Consider the following 18,035-nt stretch of genomic DNA (forward strand, 5'->3'; position numbering starts at 1 on the left):
CCTAGAATTTATATTTTAAACTTGTTCCTACGATCTGAACATCGGCTCTATCGATCTTACCCGAAGCCGTAGTTCCAAGACCTGTTGGCACTCCTACGACATTTTTTGAGCTTCTATCTTGATAAACATAGCCAAGTGCTATCTCGCAGTTATCTGATATTTTATAATTTATACCAAACGAATACGCCCTTGAGGTTGTGTTTGGCAGCTCAAGTCCTGTTTCTTGCGGTTTTGCAACATCTTGATCGTGAGCAAAACCAAACATTAGTCTTATTTTATCGGTTGCGTCATAAGCCACGCCAACGCGGTAAGTATTAGTATCTCTATACTTTCTTGTGCTTGGTCTGTCCATTAAATTTGCAAAAAATGGATTACTTTTATAGGCTCCGTCGGGATAATTAAAGTCATAACCCTTAAAACTTGACCAATAAGTCCTCTCAAGAGCTAGAAGTAATGTAAGGTCTTCGTGTTTATACGCCGTAGCTAAAACAAGTTGCGCAGGCAGTGGAATTTCCACCTTTACATAACCATTATAATTTGCGGCAGGGTTTGCAAATTTACCGTCGGCATCACCGTTTATAGTAAGATCTACTTTTGAGCGGTAAGTCGCGGCAAATGATAAATTCGGGATAGGTCTATATGTTATCGCGGCATTATAACCACCATCTATACTATCGCCCGTAAGCTCCCTTTTTCCAAGAGCACCATAGTCGTTTGCTACTCTGCCTTTACTATAAACAGCTCTTAAGCCCACTGCAACAGCTAACTGATCATTTATACGATGAGCAACGGTCGGATTTAGCTCAACAACTTGAAGTTTAAACCTATGCGCGCTAAATGCGGTAGCAGGATCATCCCAGCCCATGCCAAGAGCCGCAGGAACGGCAAGAGCTAAACCAAAACGCCAGTTTTCATAATATTCCGGCGATACGAAGTTAAAAGTGGTTGCAAGAGAGTCAAAATTTCTTGAGCGATATGATTTTCCATCGTTTGTATTAAGCCCTACTTCGCCGGTATGAAACCAGCCAACCGTGTTTTCAAAATTATGTCTAGGGTCTAAAAACATCATATTTGCCGGGTTAAAATACGCGGCATCCGCACCAAAACTCATCGCAACGTTACTAGCTAAAAGGCCAAGTGAGTCAGAACTTTGCTCGGGAATTTTATATGCTCCGCCGTAAAGCAAAGTACTAGCTACAACAACGCCTAACGCACCTTTTTTAAACATTTCTATCCTTTTGTAAATTTCTTAAAATTTCTATCTCGTCTTTCCAAATACTCTCATCAATAGTTTCAAGAATAAGCGGAATATCCTCTATGCGCTCATCATTTATGATATTATCAAAAGCGCTCATGCCTAAAAAGCCCTTTCCAAGGCTTTCATGGCGGTCTTTTTTGCACGCAAGGTCAAATTTAGAGTCGTTTAAATGCATGGCTGATAAAAAATCATATCCAACGATATTATCAAACTCATCCATTGTTTTTTTATATGCCTCGGGCGTTCTTAGATCATAGCCTGCGGCAAATGTGTGACAGGTATCAAGACAAACCCCAACCCTGCTTTTATCATTTATACGCTCTATCAAAAACGCCAAATGTTCAAATTTATAACCCAAATTTGAACCCTGACCGGCGGTGTTTTCTATGACAAGTTTGACATTTTTACTGCGTCTTATAGCCTCATTCATACACTCTGCGATAAGACTTAAGCACTCGTTTTCACTTATCTCTTTTAGATGAGAGCCTGGATGAAAATTTAAAAGCTCAAGGCCAAGTTGCTCGACACGTTCGATCTCGTCCATGAAGGCATTAAAACTCTGCTCTCTTTTTGTATCATCAAAATGACCTAAATTTATAAGGTAACTATCGTGAGGTAGGATGTGCTTGGGTAAAATTCCGGCGTCGATACAATTTTGCTTAAAGGCTTTTATGCTTTTGTCTTCAAGTGGTTTTGCACTCCATTGGCGCTGATTTTTAACAAAAAGTGCAAAAGCGTTTGCACCGATCTTTGCTGCATTTAGAGGCGCATTTTCAACTCCTCCGCTACTGCTGACATGCGCTCCGATATATCTCATTTTAACTCTTTGATTATGATTTTTACCTTATTTTGTGTATCTATAAATTTAACATAGTTGTCACAAACTTCATATTTTATTGAATTATTGCTTATATTTTGGTCAAATCCACATGAAGTCTGTATTACACCTTTGGAATTATAAATATGCTTTTTTTGCAAGATATCACTAAGAAAATTTTCATAATGCTCTTGCAAAAAGAATTTTCTATTAAATTCCAACTTATCATAGCAAGCACGATTTACACAAATTTGAGAGTTTATTTTGATGTTTGCGCTATTAACTCCAATACTATAAATTTGCAAATTTAAGCTATTTTTATATGCATGCAAAAATCCTGTGTCATTTATCTTCAACATGGGTGAGATTATGGTAACTTGTAATGCGTCCGATCTTTGCGGATTTAAGGTAGCACAGCCAAAAAAGACGATGCAAAAAATAGACAAAAATAGAAATTTTAAATAAATTTTATTCAAAAATAATCCTTTTATTTTATTTTAAGTAAATTTGATATATAATCCCAACTTCAAACCGACGGATGGCCCATTCGTCTAGCGGTTAGGACATCGCCCTTTCACGGCGGTAACACGAGTTCGAGTCTCGTATGGGTCACCACTTCTTAACTTTACTTCCAAATTTTAAATATCTTTATAAAACTTTATTTCAATTAAAAGTCCATAGGCTTTGGTTTTCCTAAGAAAAATCCCTGTCCATACTTGATGCCAAAAAATTTAACTTGTTCTAAAATTTCAGGCGTGCTTACAAATTCAGCTACTATTTTATAGCCTTGTTTGCTTGCAAAGCTCACGATAGTTTCGACCAAAACCCTTGCATTTTGATCAAACGGAAGTTTTTTGATGATAGAGCCGTCGATTTTGATATTATCTATATCAAGCTCTAAAATTCGGTAGTAGTTTGAGTATCCTGAGCCAAAGTCGTCGATAGAAATTTTACAACCATAACTTTTTACGCGCTTGATAAATAAATTTACCGTCGCATAGTCGCTAATCTCTTCACTCTCAAGCATCTCAAAGCAAATGTGGCTAGGGTTAGAGCAAAGTTTTAACTTCTCTTCAAGTAGCTCGCGCACTGATACATCGGCGATATCCGAGCTTGATAAATTCACGGAGAACGTATACTCCGGGTAACGCTCGACAAGCGAAAATGCGTGGAGTATAACTTTTTTTGTGATTTGCACATAAAGTTGCGTCTGCATAGCAACTTCCAAAAACTCTCCCGGATAGCGAATTTTACCGCTTTGATCCACTATACGAACCAAGACTTCATAAAATTTCGGCTCTTTTTCATCTTGTGATATATCATATATGCCTTGACATTCTACTATAACCATGTTATTTTCAAGTGCATACTCGATAAATTGAGTTATCAACTGGTTTTTATAGTATTGTATCTCGATCGCGTCGTTTTCTTGATAGTAATAAACATCAGTTCCTAGATTAAGCGCTTGTTGGTTGGCTAGCACGGCTTGCATCAAGCGGTTTGTCTGCACCGTATCGGCGGCGAGCGAAACACCTATGACGATTTTTGGTCCTGGCAAGGTTTCGGTTTTGCCGTCTACTACGACATCGATCTTGTTAAAATCAAAATAATCCTTTATAAGCTCGATATCTCTAACAATAGTATCGCCGTAGTACCAAATATAAAACGCATCATCTTGAAAGCGGAACAACTCTGCGTTTATCTTGGAAGTATCAACGCAAAGCTTAAGCGTGTTAGCAAGAGCTTTAAGCATTGCGTCTATGATCTTTGTTTGGTAAAAAAACCTCAGCATTTTAAAGTTTCTAACGCTGATGCAAACGAGCATTCCGTCTTTACCTGCTTCTAGTTTTTCCGTTAGTGCGAAATAGTTACCAAAGCCTGTTAATTTATCCACGGCAGACTGTGCCTTTACCTGCTCATTTTTTATCGTAAGTTCATTTAAGACTCTAGTTTCACGCGTTCTATCAAGCTTTATAGCAATAAAACCTTCGTGCTTAGACTTAAAGAAAAACGGTATAAATTTAGCCTTTTCATACACAAGCGAACCGTCTTTACATCTGCTTATCAGCTCTTCGGTCTCCCAAGGAAGTGCCTTTGTGACCGAATTTTTAATCGAGTCGTAAATTTCTGGTGTGTGCATGTATGATTTTAGTAAATTTGGATCCTTGCCTTTAACCTCTTTAAAGGCATAACCGGTCGTATCTTCAAATGTTTTATTTACGTAAAGTATGCGGTTGTTATGGTCGGTATGAACGATAGAGCTGTGATCGTTATCGATAGTTGTTTTTAAAATTCTTATACTTCTTTCGTCGTTTTCGATACGCCTTAATTGACGTATGATAAATCCCAAAAGGATAAAAAACATTATAAACGTAGCAACCTGAAGTCTTTCAAAGCGCTCTAGCGAGCTTTGTCTCCACTCGATATGCTCTTTTTCAAAATCATCTATAAATTTATTTAGCTTTAGCTCATTGTTTTTATTTAAAATTTCATCTAGTTCGTAAGATAGGTTAAGTGCGTATTTGGCACTATTTATCATTTTGAGTATGTTTTGATCTTTTGGGAACATGCTAAAAAATAGATCAATATCAGCCTCTATCGACTTTGGCTTTTCGGCATTAAATGCGATTATACTTCTTAGTTTTAAAAACAATGAGTTAAAGTCTTGAAGTTCGTATTTTTTAGCCTCATGCTCGCCGATATAGATAAAAGACATTATGCTTGAGCTGATATAGTTTGACTTATCTATCAAAAGTTGTTTTTGCAAATAAAGCTCATCAAGCCCCTCTATCTTTGCCGAAAGATCGTAAAAACCTGTTGAAAGAGTTTTTGTATTTATCTCTTTTAGTGCTGTAAGTGCGGTGCTAAATTTCTTGATATCGTCGTTTAGTTTATCCAGACTTGACGAGAAGATATTATGCTCCAAGCCATTGTCTATGTCTTTATTTATAAGCTTTAAATTTAAAATTTCAGAGCTTATTTTATCATTTACAACAGAAACTTGGTTTAGTTTATATAGGTTAAACGAGCATATTAAAAATATTATTGTTATTAAAGATGTTAAAAATTTAATTAGATGCGGAGTCATTGATTATCCTTGGGACTTCCCCATCCAACGATAACAAAAAGCTATATATACTATCTAACTCTTCCTTGTTTATCGTGTATTGTAGTTGATGATGGCTTACCATCCTTATAACATCACGCAGATCTTCTATACTTCCGTCATATAGATACGGAGCGGTTCTAGCGATATTTCTTAGAGAAGGCACTTTATGAAGTCTTTTGTTTGATTTTTCATCCGCGTTTATGACACACGAGTTAGCATGTTTATGAAAATCCGTATCCTGAAGTAAATTTGAACCTAAATTTTTACCGTTATGGCATGCCATGCAACCTATCTTTTGAAAAAGCTCAAATCCCCGTTTTTCTTCGCTATTAAGCGCCCTGCTATCACCTAACAGATATTTATCAAATCTTGAATTTACGTTTGAGACGGATTTTTCAAATTCGACTATTGAGTCTACGATGTATTTAAATTTTATATCATCTTCATAGACTTTTCTAAATAAAATTCTATACTCCGGTATAGAGTCTAAGACATTCATTATCTGGTCTTCATCTGAATTTAGTTCTGATCTCGAAGTGATAGACTCAACGACTTGATCGTATATATCTCGCTTTCGTCCATCACTGTAAAATATATAAGTAAAGGCTGCGTTTAAAACGCTTATAGGATTTAGCATGCCCTTTTGCGGACGCTCCCTGCTCGTGCCGCTTAGATCCCAGTAGAGGTTATGGCAACTTTCGCAAGACAAAGTTCCGCTTCTGCTTATGCGCTTGTCGAAAAATAACTTTTTGCCAAGCATGGCTTTTTCTTTGTCGTATTCTACTTTTACAAGTGGCGAAAATGATAGGCTATCTGCAAAAATAGACACCATAAAAAACATTAGTAAAAAAATTTTTCTCATGCTTTCTCCAAAAAGTTAGCCGCCATTATACCTTTAAAATACAAAAACACTCATTAAAGAGTCGATTTTTTCATTTATTTCACCGTTTTTGCACATTTTTTCAAGCATAACGTAAACTTCGTTTTTATCATACACAAGTTCATTTATCTCAAGATGCCAGCAGATATTTTCAAAAGCTTGATCAAATTTTCTAGTTACAAGTCTGGTTTCACTTAAAATTTCATGTTTAAATTTTATATTTTGTGCTTCAAGCCATGACTTGAGCTTATTTGCAACTATAAAATTTGTGGTTTTTCTTCCATATTTTTCAAAAAACGGCTCAAGCAAATCAGAGCTTCTAGGTTTTGCCCAACCAAGATAAATTTTTTCATTACCAAGGGTGTTAAATTTGGCAAAATCAGCCTCGCTTTGTATCGCAGGACTCATCGTGCAAAATACGATGTCATAGCTCTTATCACTTTTAAACTCACTCCAAGGCTTACAAATGAGGCTAAGGTTTTTGATGTCAAATTTATCCGCATCCTCTTTTAAAATTTCAAGCATACCCCGTGAGTTATCAACCCCTGTTATGTGAGCACATTTTGTAGCTAAGTAAAGCGTATAAACTCCCGTTCCGCAACCTATATCAACAAGTGTTTTATCTGTGAAATTTATACCGTAATTATGCAAAACTTCAAAAAATTTAGCTTGAAATTCACCGAGTTTCCCATTATATCGTTGATAATTATTCGCTTTTTTATCCCACATGTTTTTCATGTCATACTCCAAATTTTTGATATAATTTTAGCAAAAAAGGGCGACAAAATGAAAGAATTTATATATAAAACCACAGTTCCCCCGCAAGCCATCGACATGCACGGACACATGAACAACACGTATTATTTCATACTTATGCAAGAGGCGGCTTTTGCACACTCAAACACGGTCGGCGATACGATAGAGGCGCAAAAAGAGCGAAACGGGGTTTGGCTTATCACGACAAACGAGGCCTCATATATCGCTCCTGTCAAGCTTGGTGATAAGATAGAAATTTATACCTGGACGCAGGCTTTAAAGCGTGCGAGTTCGGTTAGATTTTTCGAATTTAAAAAAGACGGCGAAATTTTTGCTACGGCAAAGACTTGTTTTGTTTATTTTGATCCGCAAAAGAGCCGTCCAAAAGCCATACCGCAAGAAATTTTAAAACTTTATGAGTGATTAAGCCTCACACTCGCCGCAAATCCCCTTTATAACGGCGCTTTTTACCACCTTTGCCTCTTTTGGCATAGGCACTTCGATATTTGTTACTTTGTGGCAAATATCGCATATAAAATACGCTTTCGCACCGTCTGCTAATTCATAATAGCTTTTGTGGTTATTTTCAGTTCTAATTATAAGCCCGTGCTCTTCAAAAAGTTGCATACTGCGATAAAAAGTGGTTTTATTTGCGTCTAAATTTTGTAGTATCTCATCATAACTAAGCGGAGTTTGGCTTGCTTTTAAAATTTCTACTATCCTAACGCGAAGAACGGTCGGTTTTACTCCGTGTTCTTGTAAAATATTTTCTGCTTGCACGATTAGCCTTTTAAATTTTGCTTTCATATTACGCCAAAAAGAGTAAATTTAATATAAATTTCAAAAGTTAAGATAAAATTCGCGCTATTTTGGCATTTAAGTTGCAACTTAGTTGCATTTTGCTAGACTTTGCGAATTATTTTTTAGGAGATGACATGAAAAAGATTTTCACTTTCTTAATGTTAAGTGCAATCGCACTGTTTGCAAAACCGATAGTTACGGCAAGTATTTTACCTACAAAATACTTCATCGAACAAATCGCTCAAGATACCGTTACGGTAAATGTCATGGTTAGTAAAGGAGCCGATCCACACACTTACGAGCCAAAACCAAAGCAGATGCAAGAGCTTGAAAAAAGCGAAATTTATTTTGCCGTCGGAACGGAATTTGAAGAAGTTTGGCTAAAAAGATTTACTAAAACATTTAAAAATTTAAAGATAGCCCACACCGATGAAGGTATCAAAAAGATCTCCATGGTAAACGAACACGAGCACCATCACGAACATGGTCCACACTGCGACCACGATCACGGCGGACTTGACCCGCATATCTGGCTTGATCCCGTGCTTGTAAAGGCGCAAGCTAACAATATAGCAAAAGTTCTATTGGAAACTTTCCCGCAAAACAAAGAGCTTTATGAGCAAAATTTAGCCAAATTTCAAGCTAAGCTAGACGCGCTTGATAAGAAAATTTCAGACCTTTTAAAAGATACTAAAAACCGTAAATTTATAGTCTATCATCCATCTTGGGGATACTTTGCACACCGATATGACCTAGAGCAAATCGCCATAGAGATCGAGGGCAAGGAGCCAAAGCCGGCTCAGATCGCAGAACTTATCGAGGAAGCAAAAGAGCATAACGTAAAAGTTATCTTTGTTGCGCCACAATTTTCGCAAAAAGCCGCAAAGCTTATAGCAAGTCAAATAAACGCTAATGTCGTTTCTATCGATCAACTACCGCTTGAATGGGAAGAAGAGATGAAAAAAACGGCTGAAATTTTAGCCAAAAGTCTGTAAATGATGACGCGCATCTTAGTGCTTATACTTTTTAGCATTAACGCATTTGGGTGCGCTCTTTGCTCCCTTTACTCGCCGACTGCGCATGTTAGCACAAAATTTGATACAAACTCGACAAATATCACAGGCGTAAATTTTACATGGAGTTTTTCTGAAAATTTCTCAGAGCTGATGAGACAAAATTTTGATATAAACTCCGACAAAATTATCGATAAAAAAGAGATAAGAGAGATAAGACTGCTTTTACTTGACTATCTAGTTCCAAGACACTATCTCACAAACGTCGAATACTACGAAAAAGATACTGATGCCGTTAAATTTGAGCTTTATTTGAAAGATTATGAGCTTTATTTTGATGAAGGAAGGCTAAAATTTGACCTATCTTTTAAGAGTGAACTACCGCTTAAAGAGGGATTTGTGCTATCTGTTGAGATACTAGATAAAGAGGAGTATTTTCATTTTAAATTTATAGATAGCGATGCTTACGAGATAAATGACGGCTTTTGGGTCATACCCAACCTAAATTCAAACATCGCATTTTACACTCTCTCAAATAAACACGAGGCAAAAGCGCACAACGACAAGCCGACCTTAAAATCCATAGTAACAAACCAAAACGAACACGAAGAGATCGACCGTATAGACGAAGAGAAATTTAACTTCATCGCAAAAGCGGGACTAAGTTATCTTGATAGACTTAAAGAGCTTATCAAAAACAACAACGAAACACGCACAAGCGCGGGGTTATTTTTTATGCTGTTTTGCTCGTTTGTTTACGGCTTTTTACATGCGGCTGGAGCAGGACATGGCAAAATGCTTACAAGTTCGTATTTTGCCGCAACCGGCGGTAGCTACACAAAAGCGGCGATATTTTCTTTAAAGATCGGCTTCATGCATGTTCTTGGGGCGTTTTTGTTTGTATTTATAATGTTTTTTAGCATCTCGCAAATAAGCCCGACATATACCAAAGATGCCACACGACTTACTACGATAGCTTCGGCGATTATTATCATTGCTATTTCACTTTATATGATATATAATAAACTCAAATTTTACACCAAAAGCAAAAATGCTCACGACTATAAATTTAGTCCACATAAGCCGGGTTGCGGTTGCCATGTCTGCAGTGCGTTAACAAAAGATGATAAAAAATCCTACGAAGAGTGGCTGATCTCGGCGGCGGTTGCGCTAGTTCCTTGCCCTGGGACTATACTTGTTTTTATCCTAGCTTATGAGCTTGGAAGCTATCTTCTAGGGTTTTTAAGTGGGGTTTTCATGGCTCTTGGCATGAGTGCGGTGATATTTATAGCGGCAGTTTTTGGAGCGACCGTAAACAAAGGTGCGTTTAAAAAGCTGGAAAAATTTAAAATTTATCCAGAACTCATCGCGCTTTTGTTTATGTTTAGTCTTGGGCTTTTTATGCTTTTTACATCGGTGTTACAAGTGAGTGTATTTTGAGTTATACGATAGAAATTTCGAATTTAAATTTCAACTACGACGATCAAGTAGTCCTTGAAAATATCAACCTAACCTACAACAGTAACGACTTTTTAGCTATCATCGGGCCAAACGGAGGAGGCAAAAGCACCCTGCTTAAACTTATGCTAGGGCTTTTAAAGCCTCAAAGCGGCGAGATAAAGCTCTTTGGCAAAGCTCCGCATGAAGTAAGCAAGCTTATCGGCTATGTTCCACAAAATTTAATATCCAACCCAAACTTCCCGATGTGCGTTATAGAGGTCGTTTTGATGGGGCTTATCGATAAAAAAATTTTTGGTTTTTACACAAAAGCCCAAAAAGAAAGTGCCATGCAAGCCCTTACAAAAGTTGGCATGCAAGACTTCGCCTATCGCCGTATCGGAGAGCTTAGCGGAGGACAAAGGCAACGTGCTTATATAGCGCGAGCGCTTTGCGCAAATGCTAAAATTTTAATGCTTGACGAACCGACTGCAAGTATCGATACAAAAGGGCAAACTGAAATTTATAATATATTAAAAAACATAAACTCCCAAGGAACCGGCATAGTTTTGATCAGCCACGACCTAAATATCACGCTAAATTTTGCCACAAAAGTCGCTTACGTAAGTAAAAATTTATATATCCACGATATCGATAAAAGCGCTAAAAAACAAGAATTTATAAACCACCTAAGCAGCTCTCATAGCCATTTTTGCGATGTTGAGATAGCCCTTGGTGAGTGCGAATGCAAAGACCCACTACATGCAAGCGCTATTAAATTCACTCCTGCAAAACATAAAATTTTAGGCGGTTTTCATGCTTGAGGTATTAAATTTAAATTTTATGCAAAATGCTTTGATGGCTGGAATTTTAGTAAGTATTATATGTGGTCTTATCGGCTCTCTTATCGTGATAAATCGCATGACTTTTATCGCAGGAGGCATAGCCCATGGAGCGTATGGCGGTATAGGCATAGCGTTTTTCTTCTCGCTTGAGCCGCTTTTAGGAGCAGGGGTTTTCTCGCTCTTGCTTGCTCTCATAATCGCAACCATCACCCTAAACGACAAGGCTCGTATCGACTCCGTCATAGGGGCTATATGGGCATTTGGCATGGCGATAGGTATTATATTTATAGACCTTACTCCTGGATATAGCTCTGATTTGATGAGTTATCTTTTTGGCTCGATACTAGCCGTAAGTGATACGGATATTTACTTTATGAGTGTTATCTGTGTGGTTTTTACCGCCGTTATCGTTCTTTTTTACCGTCAGTTTGTGGCGGTTAGTTTTGATAGTGAATTTGCAAGCTTGCGCGGAGTAAATACAAAGCTTTTTTACTATATCCTAGTTTGCATGACTGCACTTTGCGTGGTAGCCACCATACGAGTAGTAGGTCTTATACTTGTTATCGCTCTTCTTACTATACCGCCTTATATAGCGCAAGGTCTTGCTAGCAGACTTGGCTCTATGATGCTTATCTCCGCACTCTTTTCGGCTGTATTTTGCGTTGTAGGGCTATTTTTGAGCTTTTGGTTAAATTTAACTAGCGGAGCTAGTATTATACTTGTGGCTTCGGTTTGTTTTTTTGTATTTAGTATATTTTTTAGACGCTTTAGAGGATAGAAAAATAGTAGAAGAAAGCCCCAAAAGGGGCTTGGATTAGAATTTTACACCTGCACCGGTTATCATGTGTTGTTTTTTAGTTGAAGTATCATATGCTCCGTTATTGTTTTGATTATGAGCAAGCCTTTGGAAAGACTCCGCATTACGGATAGCTTGACATATTGTTCCTGTATTACCAGTAACAGGAGCTAAGGTTAGGGCATAACCTGTAGTTCTTGTAGTAGACTGACCACCAGGAGTAGTTGCGGCGATTGTTTCAGTTACGGCCTCTATCGCTATTGTTACACAAGCTGAATTGGTGCCAGATGCGTTTCTTGTATCATAAGTAACAGAGCCGCCTGGAACATTATTATCGTTAGTAAAAGCACCTGTTAAACGCACGTTTGTCATCTCAGATATATTTGTGCTTATAGCACCTCTAGCTACATAATACTGTGTGATATCGCCAACAGCCATTGAAATTTCATTTAAGCTTTTTGCCACTTCGGCATCATCTCTAGTCGCAGCAAGTCTTGGCACCGCTACCGCAGCCAATATACCAAGTATAACGATCACGAAGATCAACTCGATCATAGTAAAACCTCTTTTCATCGGTTTCCTCCTATTTGTTTAATTTGAACATAAGTTTGGATTATATCTAAAAAACAATATTTTAACAATAAATCCATTACACGTGTACGGCTTGCATCTTAGCGCAAGAGTTTTTTTGTAAAATAGTTCCTATCTCGCTGATTAAAATTCCTGCAAGTATGATAAGCGCACCCAAAATTTGCCACACACCAAACATCTCTCCACCCGCAAAATACCCCAAAACTCCCGCAGAAACAGGCTCAAGCGTAAAGATAAGAGCGGCCTTTACAGGTGTCGTTAGCTTTAGCATGGTTGCTTGCATGATGAAGCCAAAAATGGTTGCAAACAAGATAGATATCACCATCGCTTTGTAAAAAGCATAGTCTAAATTCGGCGTTATACCATCTTCAAAAGCAAATGCAAAAATCGCACTTAACACGATGATGACACCAAACTGTGTCGCAAGAAGAATAAATAGTTCGCATTTTTTAGCATAAAAGCTAGTAAATACGATGTGAAAAGCCCAGGCAAACGCACAAACTATACTTAAAGCCTCTCCCTTGCCAAAGCTAACACTAGGATCGCTCAAAAAGTAAAGCCCTATACATCCTAAAGCAACGCCGATATAGGCATATATGCTTATCCTTTCGCGAAAAAAAACATAAACCACAAATGGAACGATGACTACGTTTAGTCCACTAATAAACGCTACATTTGCACTTTGGGCAAATTTAAAAGCAAAGGTTTGTGAGGCAAATCCAAAAAATAGTATCACGCCAAGGATAAGTCCGTATTTAATGCTATTTATGTCAAATTTCTTATCAAATTTAAAGGCTATAAACGCCATGATAAAACAAGCTATCAAAAAGCGCCAAAAAAGTAGCGTGAAAACACCATTTGTCTGCGTGGCGGTAGCCATAGGTAAAAACGTCGCACCCCAAACAATAGCCGTAGCAATAAGAGCAAGGTCCGCGTAAGTCTCTTTTGTAGATAAATTTCTAAGCATATCTCCTCCTAATCTCACTAAAATCACATTTTTGTAAAGATGAAATGATAATTTAATTATGCTTTAAAATATTTTAACCAAGTGCATGAAAAGCCCATAAAGACGAACTTTACATAAAATTTATCAAATTTAACTACTCGTCAAAGCCTCTTTTGCGTCTTATCTTTGGAGTTATGTATGAACCAAGTTCGCTAGCTAAAATACCCACAAGTATGACAAATGCACCTAAAATTTGCCATGAACTTAAAATTTCCGCACCGAAAAAATACCCCACAAAGCCTGCCACAACCGGCTCAAGAGTTAAGATAAGCACGGTTTTAACGGGTGTTGTATAGCGTTGTGCTATATTTTGTGCAAAAAATGCAAAAACCGTAGCCAAAGTAGCCGTTACTCCGACAGCAACGACAAATTCTCTATCAAGCACGGGCACAGGCGTATCTTCAAAAATTACGGCGCATATCAAAGATAGGGCGCAAACTACTAAAAATTCCGTCGCAACCATGACAAAAATTTCGCATTTTTTAACAAAATATCCGGCAAGCATGATTTCAAACGCATAAGCAAAAGCACAAAACAAACTTAAAAGCTCACCAAGTCCAAATCCAAGCTCACCGTCACAAAGCATATAAAGCCCAACCGTAGCCAAACTAGCTCCTATATATGTGTAGGCTCGAATTTTGGTTCTAAAAAATACAAACATCAAAAACGGAACAAATATGACGATAAGCCCCGTTATAAAGGCAACTGTGGAGCTTAGAGTGTATTTAAGAGCAAAGGTTTGCAGGGCAAATCCCGCAAATAAAAACACACCCACTATCGCGCCGTATTTTATGCTTTTTGGATCGATCCTCTTTATAAATTTTAATGATATAAGCGAAAGTAACGCAAATGCGATAAGAAATCGCCAAAAAAGTATAGTAAAAACGCCGTTTGTATCAAGAGCCTTTGCCATTGGCAAAAAGGTAACTCCCCACACGATACCCACAATAACAAGGGTAAAATCGGCGTAAAATTCCTTTCTTCTATCTGCTTTTATTGCGCTTGCGGTAGTCAAATTTTGCCTTTAATTTATTTTAGTAGTCCATCAAGTAGCTTTTTACCCCCGTTTAATGGGTTGGCTCTAAGTGCGCTCTCTTTTTCGCGCATAACTGCAAACAAGCCCTCAAGCGTCTTTTTGCTGATGTATTCGTTTAAATTTTCGCCATCTTGCGGTATGTACTTATCGGCTCCTAAATTTGAGGCTAAGCTTTTTAGCTCCTTTGCGGTTTGAGAATTTGAAGCCGTATTTGAGATGAAGGAATTTAGTCCGTTATACGCGTTTGCAAAGCTGTTTTGACTCATTATTTTTTCGATAATAGGAGTAAAAACTTTTTCTAATTTGGCGCTTGAGCTCTTTTCAAGATAGGCTGTCATGGCGTCATCTCCGCCTTGTATAAGCGTTTTAACATCATTTTGGCTCATGTTTTTGATACTATCCGTAAAAATCTGTGCCGCACCTGCGACGGCTTGAGTGGCGGCTTCGTTTATGCTCGTTTGCATATCTTTAGCCCACTTTTCTCCGCCAACGCTTTTAGCTAAATTTGCAGCCGTTTTAAGAGTCGGAGGTAGGTCGATCTTGGCTGTAGCGTTATTTATAAAACCGCCCTTTAGCTCATCTACAGCTTTTGAGATCGCTACATTTAAAAGGCTTTTATAGTCTTGTGAATTTGAATTATTTAGTATCTCTCCGCCTTGTTTTAAGACATTTGTTATATCAAACGCATTAAGGTTTAGCGCAACGCAAAGCGCGAGTATAAGTTTGCTTTTCATTTGTGTCCTTGTTAAAATTTTTAATTTTACCCAAAAGCTTTTTAAGATACAATAAGCCCTTTTAAATTTAGAGGTGTAAAATGATATTTCTTCTAGCCATTGCCCTTGCTATGGACGCTGTTGCCCTTTCTATCATTAACGGCGCCAAAAACCCGCAAATATCCATTTCTCATATACTTAGAATTTCTGCGGTATTTGGAGTATTTCAGGCATTAATGCCTTTGATAGGATTTACTTTAGGGCTTAGTTTCATCTCTTTTATCGCCGGCATAGATCACTTTATAGCATTTGGAATTTTGCTGTTTTTAGGCATAAAAATGATAAAAGAAAGCCGTGAAGAGTGCGATGAAAATTTAGAAAAACTTAGCCTAAAAGAGCTACTTTTAGGTGCCATAGCAACCAGTATAGACGCACTAGCCGTTGGCGTAACTTTTAGTTTTGAACAAACCAACATCTTAAGTGCCTGTCTTATCATCGGGATATTTTGCTTTGCGCTTTGTATCATAGCTTGCTATATTGGAAAATTTATAGGCTCATATCTACACTCAAAAGCTCTGGTGCTAGGCGGAGCGATACTTATTTTTCTAGGCTGTGAAATTTTGATAACACACTTACTTGATCATGGATTTAACTTTTAATAAGTCCATGCTCGTAGCTAAAACCTTACATTTGTATCTCGATGCCAACTGGGCAATGGTCGCTGCCTGCTATATCACTTAATATAAAAGCGTCTTTTAGTCTATCTTTAAGGCTTTGTGAAATAAAGAAATAATCAATCCTCCAACCGACATTTTTAGCTCTTGCGTTAAATCTATAACTCCACCACGAATAAGCCCCTTCTTTATCGCCATGAATTTGTCGATAAGTGTCGATAAAGCCGCTTTTTATAACCTCATCTATCCAAGCTCTTTCTATAGGTAAAAAGCCAGAGGTTTTGGAATTTGACTTTGGATTTTTAAGATCTATCTCTTTGTGTGCGGTATTAACATCGCCAAAAAATATCACATCATATCCGGCCGCCGTAAGCTCGTTTATATACTTTAAAAATTTGCTATAAAAGTCCATTTTATAAGCAAGGCGGATTTCATCTTTTTGCCCGTTTGGAAAGTAAATATTAAAGATCACTAAATTACCGAGGCGATGTTCCAAAACTCGCCCCTCACTATCTTCGAAAAATTGCGACTTAAAAGTGCTTGTATCAAATTTGGACATACTCATCACGCCCGAGTATCCGGCACGCTGGGCAGAGTTTATATTTATCTCATTAAAGCCTAAGGCATATATCTCTTTTGGTATATCAGTCTCTTTTACCTTAACCTCTTGAAGCCCTAGAAAATCAGGATCATGCTCGTTAAGCCACGAAAAACCGTCCTTTGCAGTTACGGCACGAAGTCCGTTTACATTCCAACTAATAAGTTTCAAATTTTATCCTTTTTAAAAGAAGTATAGCAAAAAAATTTTAGCTTTTAACGCTTATCAGGCGGCGGGTTTAATTTATTTTATAGTATTATTGTGTTTTATTTATTTATAAAACAAGAGGCCTGGCATGAGAAATCAACCAAAATATAAATTTTTTAAAAACTGGAGCTATGCTATAGATGGATTTAAAGATATTTACGCAAACGAAAGTAGCTTTCGCTTAGAGCTTGTCGTATTTACGGCACTTGGATTAAGTCTTTTTTATTGGAAATTTGACTTGATTTTAAATTTAGCCATTATCTTTTCAATGACCTTGGTTTTGGTATGCGAGTGTTTAAACTCAGCCATCGAACGAGTAGTTGATCTTGCAAGTCCAAACATCCATCCTCTAGCAAAATGCGCAAAAGATGCCGCTAGTAGTGCTGTTATGATATGTAATTTTTTATGTGGTGGGTTTTTTATATATGCGTTGGTAACTAAAATTTAAGCCGAGCGAGAACTCGGCTTAGTCTTAGCGCGTTAGCTGCTTGTCTTGCATGTATTTTGCAGAGTATTGTCCGCGTAATAAACAATCATAACAATCGGGTGCATAAAGTATCATCATGGCTTGCGCCGACATATCATATCCTGCGTCACCGACACTGTTTACTATCTGATTTACAACAGCCGAAACCAGTATGCCTAGCAAACCGCCGCTACCTCCACCTGAGTCTTGTTGTGCTAAAACCGTTCTTTCCCAAAGGGTATTTGCTGTATTTATATCAACAAGCTTTGCCTCTACGGCAACGGCTGTTTTGCTGTTTATTAGCTGATAAGAGGTGCCGTATTGTGATACATTTAAGTAAAGCACCGCATCTGCGTTAAAAATTTGCTTTAATTTACTAAGAGGAATTTGAGCGATCTCACTTGGCTCTGTTATACCGTTATGCTTAAAAGTGTCATTTACTAAAGCCGGTGAAAATACATAGTATCCAGCCTCTGACAACGGCGCAAGAGAGTGTGCTAAAACAGCTGCTGAAGCTTTGATCTCCGCTGTTTCATTCGTAGGCATAGGCACCAAGATAGAGCGCGGCTTCGTCTGTAAGAAATTCGAGTAGTCATAACCTTTTGAAGCAGCACAAGCACTAAAAAATAGCGCAATAAACGCTAGAAATAATATATTTAAAAATTTCATTTTTTAGCCTTTGTGGTTTTGTCTTGAGTTAGCAAGAACTCGATGTAGCTTTTAGACTCAGGGAAAAGCTCTACTTCTTTTTGAAAATACGCCTTAGCTTGAGGCATATTGCCTAAATTTGAATAAAGCAAACCAAGATGAGCATAAAACCCCGGAGGAACTTTTAAGCCTTTCTCATACGCTCTTTGCTCGCTATCTCTTAACATAGAGATTTGCTCATTTAAGTCATACTCATCGCTTAGATACTTGTAGTTGGCACTTGTATATGAGCCATCCCAGTAGTAAAGCGCGCTTGACTTATCTCCAGCACAACCAGCAAATATAAAAGCGCAAAGCGCAACTAATAAAATTTTATATCTCATG

21 protein-coding genes and 1 tRNA gene are annotated in these 18,035 nt (G+C 37.7%); 8 read left to right on the forward strand and 14 right to left on the reverse strand.

The features are described 5' to 3' along the window. Position 1: 1 nt before the first annotated feature. From CCAL5182_RS01965 to CCAL5182_RS01975, 3 genes are read right to left on the reverse strand one after another with little or no spacing between them, the layout of a single operon-like run. The gene (locus tag CCAL5182_RS01965; protein ID WP_169937919.1) at positions 2 to 1,228 is read right to left on the reverse strand and encodes an OmpP1/FadL family transporter; all 1,227 of its coding nucleotides are present in this window, start codon (positions 1,226 to 1,228) and stop codon (positions 2 to 4) included. Continuing rightward, entirely contained in the window at positions 1,221 to 2,075 is an 855-nt protein-coding gene (gene nfo, locus CCAL5182_RS01970) for a deoxyribonuclease IV (protein WP_169972302.1), read from the reverse strand. Before nfo ends, CCAL5182_RS01965 begins: the two co-directional genes overlap by 8 nt. Then, positions 2,072 to 2,551 (reverse strand): hypothetical protein, encoded by a 480-nt coding sequence (locus CCAL5182_RS01975; RefSeq protein ID WP_228026626.1) that lies wholly within the window; start codon positions 2,549 to 2,551, stop codon positions 2,072 to 2,074. Before CCAL5182_RS01975 ends, nfo begins: the two co-directional genes overlap by 4 nt. Before the next feature lie 64 nt (positions 2,552 to 2,615). Between CCAL5182_RS01975 and CCAL5182_RS01980 the strand changes: the two genes are divergently transcribed. Continuing rightward, a tRNA-Glu gene (locus CCAL5182_RS01980) sits at positions 2,616 to 2,690 on the forward strand. 52 nt (positions 2,691 to 2,742) lie between these two features. Here CCAL5182_RS01980 and CCAL5182_RS01985 read toward each other — a convergent pair. The 3 genes from CCAL5182_RS01985 to CCAL5182_RS01995 are packed head-to-tail and all read right to left on the reverse strand — an operon-like array spanning position 2,743 to position 6,802. Beyond that, positions 2,743 to 5,163: a bifunctional diguanylate cyclase/phosphodiesterase gene (locus CCAL5182_RS01985; RefSeq protein WP_336610125.1), complete on the reverse strand. Its 2,421-nt coding sequence runs from the start codon at positions 5,161 to 5,163 to the stop codon at positions 2,743 to 2,745. After that, on the reverse strand, positions 5,144 to 6,046 hold the full coding sequence (locus tag CCAL5182_RS01990) for a cytochrome-c peroxidase (RefSeq protein ID WP_336610126.1): 903 nt from the start codon (positions 6,044 to 6,046) through the stop codon (positions 5,144 to 5,146). The genes CCAL5182_RS01985 and CCAL5182_RS01990 overlap by 20 nt, the downstream gene beginning before the upstream one ends. 33 nt (positions 6,047 to 6,079) lie before the next feature. Beyond that, on the reverse strand, positions 6,080 to 6,802 hold the full coding sequence (locus CCAL5182_RS01995; RefSeq protein WP_336610127.1) for a class I SAM-dependent methyltransferase: 723 nt from the start codon (positions 6,800 to 6,802) through the stop codon (positions 6,080 to 6,082). Positions 6,803 to 6,850: 48 nt separating this feature from the next. On the opposite strand from CCAL5182_RS01995, the gene CCAL5182_RS02000 reads away from it, so the two are divergent. Then, positions 6,851 to 7,243, forward strand: coding sequence for an acyl-CoA thioesterase (locus tag CCAL5182_RS02000; protein ID WP_169937909.1), 393 nt, complete (start codon positions 6,851 to 6,853; stop codon positions 7,241 to 7,243). Here the strand turns inward: CCAL5182_RS02000 and CCAL5182_RS02005 are convergent, their stop codons facing one another. Beyond that, positions 7,244 to 7,600 carry a Fur family transcriptional regulator gene (locus CCAL5182_RS02005; RefSeq protein WP_169938041.1) on the reverse strand — a complete coding sequence of 119 codons (357 nt, stop codon included), beginning with the start codon at positions 7,598 to 7,600 and terminating at the stop codon, positions 7,244 to 7,246. It abuts the gene before it with no gap. Positions 7,601 to 7,755: 155 nt separating this feature from the next. On the opposite strand from CCAL5182_RS02005, the gene CCAL5182_RS02010 reads away from it, so the two are divergent. Genes CCAL5182_RS02010 through CCAL5182_RS02025 form a run of 4 tightly spaced genes read left to right on the forward strand, consistent with a single transcriptional unit; the run spans position 7,756 to position 11,694 of the window. After that, the gene (locus tag CCAL5182_RS02010) at positions 7,756 to 8,616 is read left to right on the forward strand and encodes a metal ABC transporter solute-binding protein, Zn/Mn family (protein ID WP_169972305.1); all 861 of its coding nucleotides are present in this window, start codon (positions 7,756 to 7,758) and stop codon (positions 8,614 to 8,616) included. Beyond that, positions 8,617 to 10,074: a HoxN/HupN/NixA family nickel/cobalt transporter gene (locus CCAL5182_RS02015; RefSeq protein ID WP_336610128.1), complete on the forward strand. Its 1,458-nt coding sequence runs from the start codon at positions 8,617 to 8,619 to the stop codon at positions 10,072 to 10,074. After that, positions 10,071 to 10,895, forward strand: a complete 825-nt coding sequence (locus tag CCAL5182_RS02020; protein WP_336610129.1) for a metal ABC transporter ATP-binding protein — start codon at positions 10,071 to 10,073, stop codon at positions 10,893 to 10,895. Before CCAL5182_RS02015 ends, CCAL5182_RS02020 begins: the two co-directional genes overlap by 4 nt. Then, positions 10,888 to 11,694: a metal ABC transporter permease gene (locus tag CCAL5182_RS02025; protein WP_169937901.1), complete on the forward strand. Its 807-nt coding sequence runs from the start codon at positions 10,888 to 10,890 to the stop codon at positions 11,692 to 11,694. Before CCAL5182_RS02020 ends, CCAL5182_RS02025 begins: the two co-directional genes overlap by 8 nt. 36 nt (positions 11,695 to 11,730) lie before the next feature. Here the strand turns inward: CCAL5182_RS02025 and CCAL5182_RS02030 are convergent, their stop codons facing one another. From CCAL5182_RS02030 to CCAL5182_RS02045, 4 genes are all read right to left on the reverse strand, one after another. Next, positions 11,731 to 12,285 (reverse strand): type II secretion system protein, encoded by a 555-nt coding sequence (locus CCAL5182_RS02030; protein WP_265575487.1) that lies wholly within the window; start codon positions 12,283 to 12,285, stop codon positions 11,731 to 11,733. Between the two features lie 76 nt (positions 12,286 to 12,361). Next, positions 12,362 to 13,270, reverse strand: a complete 909-nt coding sequence (locus CCAL5182_RS02035) for a DMT family transporter (protein ID WP_336610130.1) — start codon at positions 13,268 to 13,270, stop codon at positions 12,362 to 12,364. Positions 13,271 to 13,403: 133 nt separating this feature from the next. Then, positions 13,404 to 14,306, reverse strand: coding sequence for a DMT family transporter (locus CCAL5182_RS02040; protein ID WP_169972322.1), 903 nt, complete (start codon positions 14,304 to 14,306; stop codon positions 13,404 to 13,406). 32 nt (positions 14,307 to 14,338) lie between these two features. Further along, positions 14,339 to 15,079, reverse strand: a complete 741-nt coding sequence (locus tag CCAL5182_RS02045; RefSeq protein ID WP_336610131.1) for a DUF4197 domain-containing protein — start codon at positions 15,077 to 15,079, stop codon at positions 14,339 to 14,341. Positions 15,080 to 15,159: 80 nt separating this feature from the next. Between CCAL5182_RS02045 and CCAL5182_RS02050 the strand changes: the two genes are divergently transcribed. Continuing rightward, on the forward strand, positions 15,160 to 15,717 hold the full coding sequence (locus CCAL5182_RS02050; RefSeq protein WP_169972309.1) for a manganese efflux pump MntP: 558 nt from the start codon (positions 15,160 to 15,162) through the stop codon (positions 15,715 to 15,717). Positions 15,718 to 15,742: 25 nt separating this feature from the next. Here the strand turns inward: CCAL5182_RS02050 and CCAL5182_RS02055 are convergent, their stop codons facing one another. Beyond that, positions 15,743 to 16,501, reverse strand: coding sequence for an exodeoxyribonuclease III (locus CCAL5182_RS02055; RefSeq protein WP_336610132.1), 759 nt, complete (start codon positions 16,499 to 16,501; stop codon positions 15,743 to 15,745). Positions 16,502 to 16,625: 124 nt separating this feature from the next. On the opposite strand from CCAL5182_RS02055, the gene CCAL5182_RS02060 reads away from it, so the two are divergent. Continuing rightward, positions 16,626 to 16,985: a diacylglycerol kinase gene (locus CCAL5182_RS02060; RefSeq protein ID WP_170015353.1), complete on the forward strand. Its 360-nt coding sequence runs from the start codon at positions 16,626 to 16,628 to the stop codon at positions 16,983 to 16,985. A gap of 24 nt (positions 16,986 to 17,009) precedes the next feature. Here CCAL5182_RS02060 and CCAL5182_RS02065 read toward each other — a convergent pair whose 3' ends face one another. Both CCAL5182_RS02065 and CCAL5182_RS02070 read right to left on the reverse strand, forming a co-directional pair. After that, the gene (locus CCAL5182_RS02065) at positions 17,010 to 17,672 is read right to left on the reverse strand and encodes a DUF799 domain-containing protein (protein ID WP_336610133.1); all 663 of its coding nucleotides are present in this window, start codon (positions 17,670 to 17,672) and stop codon (positions 17,010 to 17,012) included. Beyond that, on the reverse strand, positions 17,669 to 18,034 hold the full coding sequence (locus tag CCAL5182_RS02070; protein WP_169937887.1) for a DUF4810 domain-containing protein: 366 nt from the start codon (positions 18,032 to 18,034) through the stop codon (positions 17,669 to 17,671). Before CCAL5182_RS02070 ends, CCAL5182_RS02065 begins: the two co-directional genes overlap by 4 nt. Between the last annotated feature and the right edge of the window lies 1 nt (position 18,035).

Origin of the sequence: Campylobacter sp. 7477a (assembly GCF_014892335.1) — a bacterium.
GTDB lineage: Bacteria > Campylobacterota > Campylobacteria > Campylobacterales > Campylobacteraceae > Campylobacter_A > Campylobacter_A californiensis.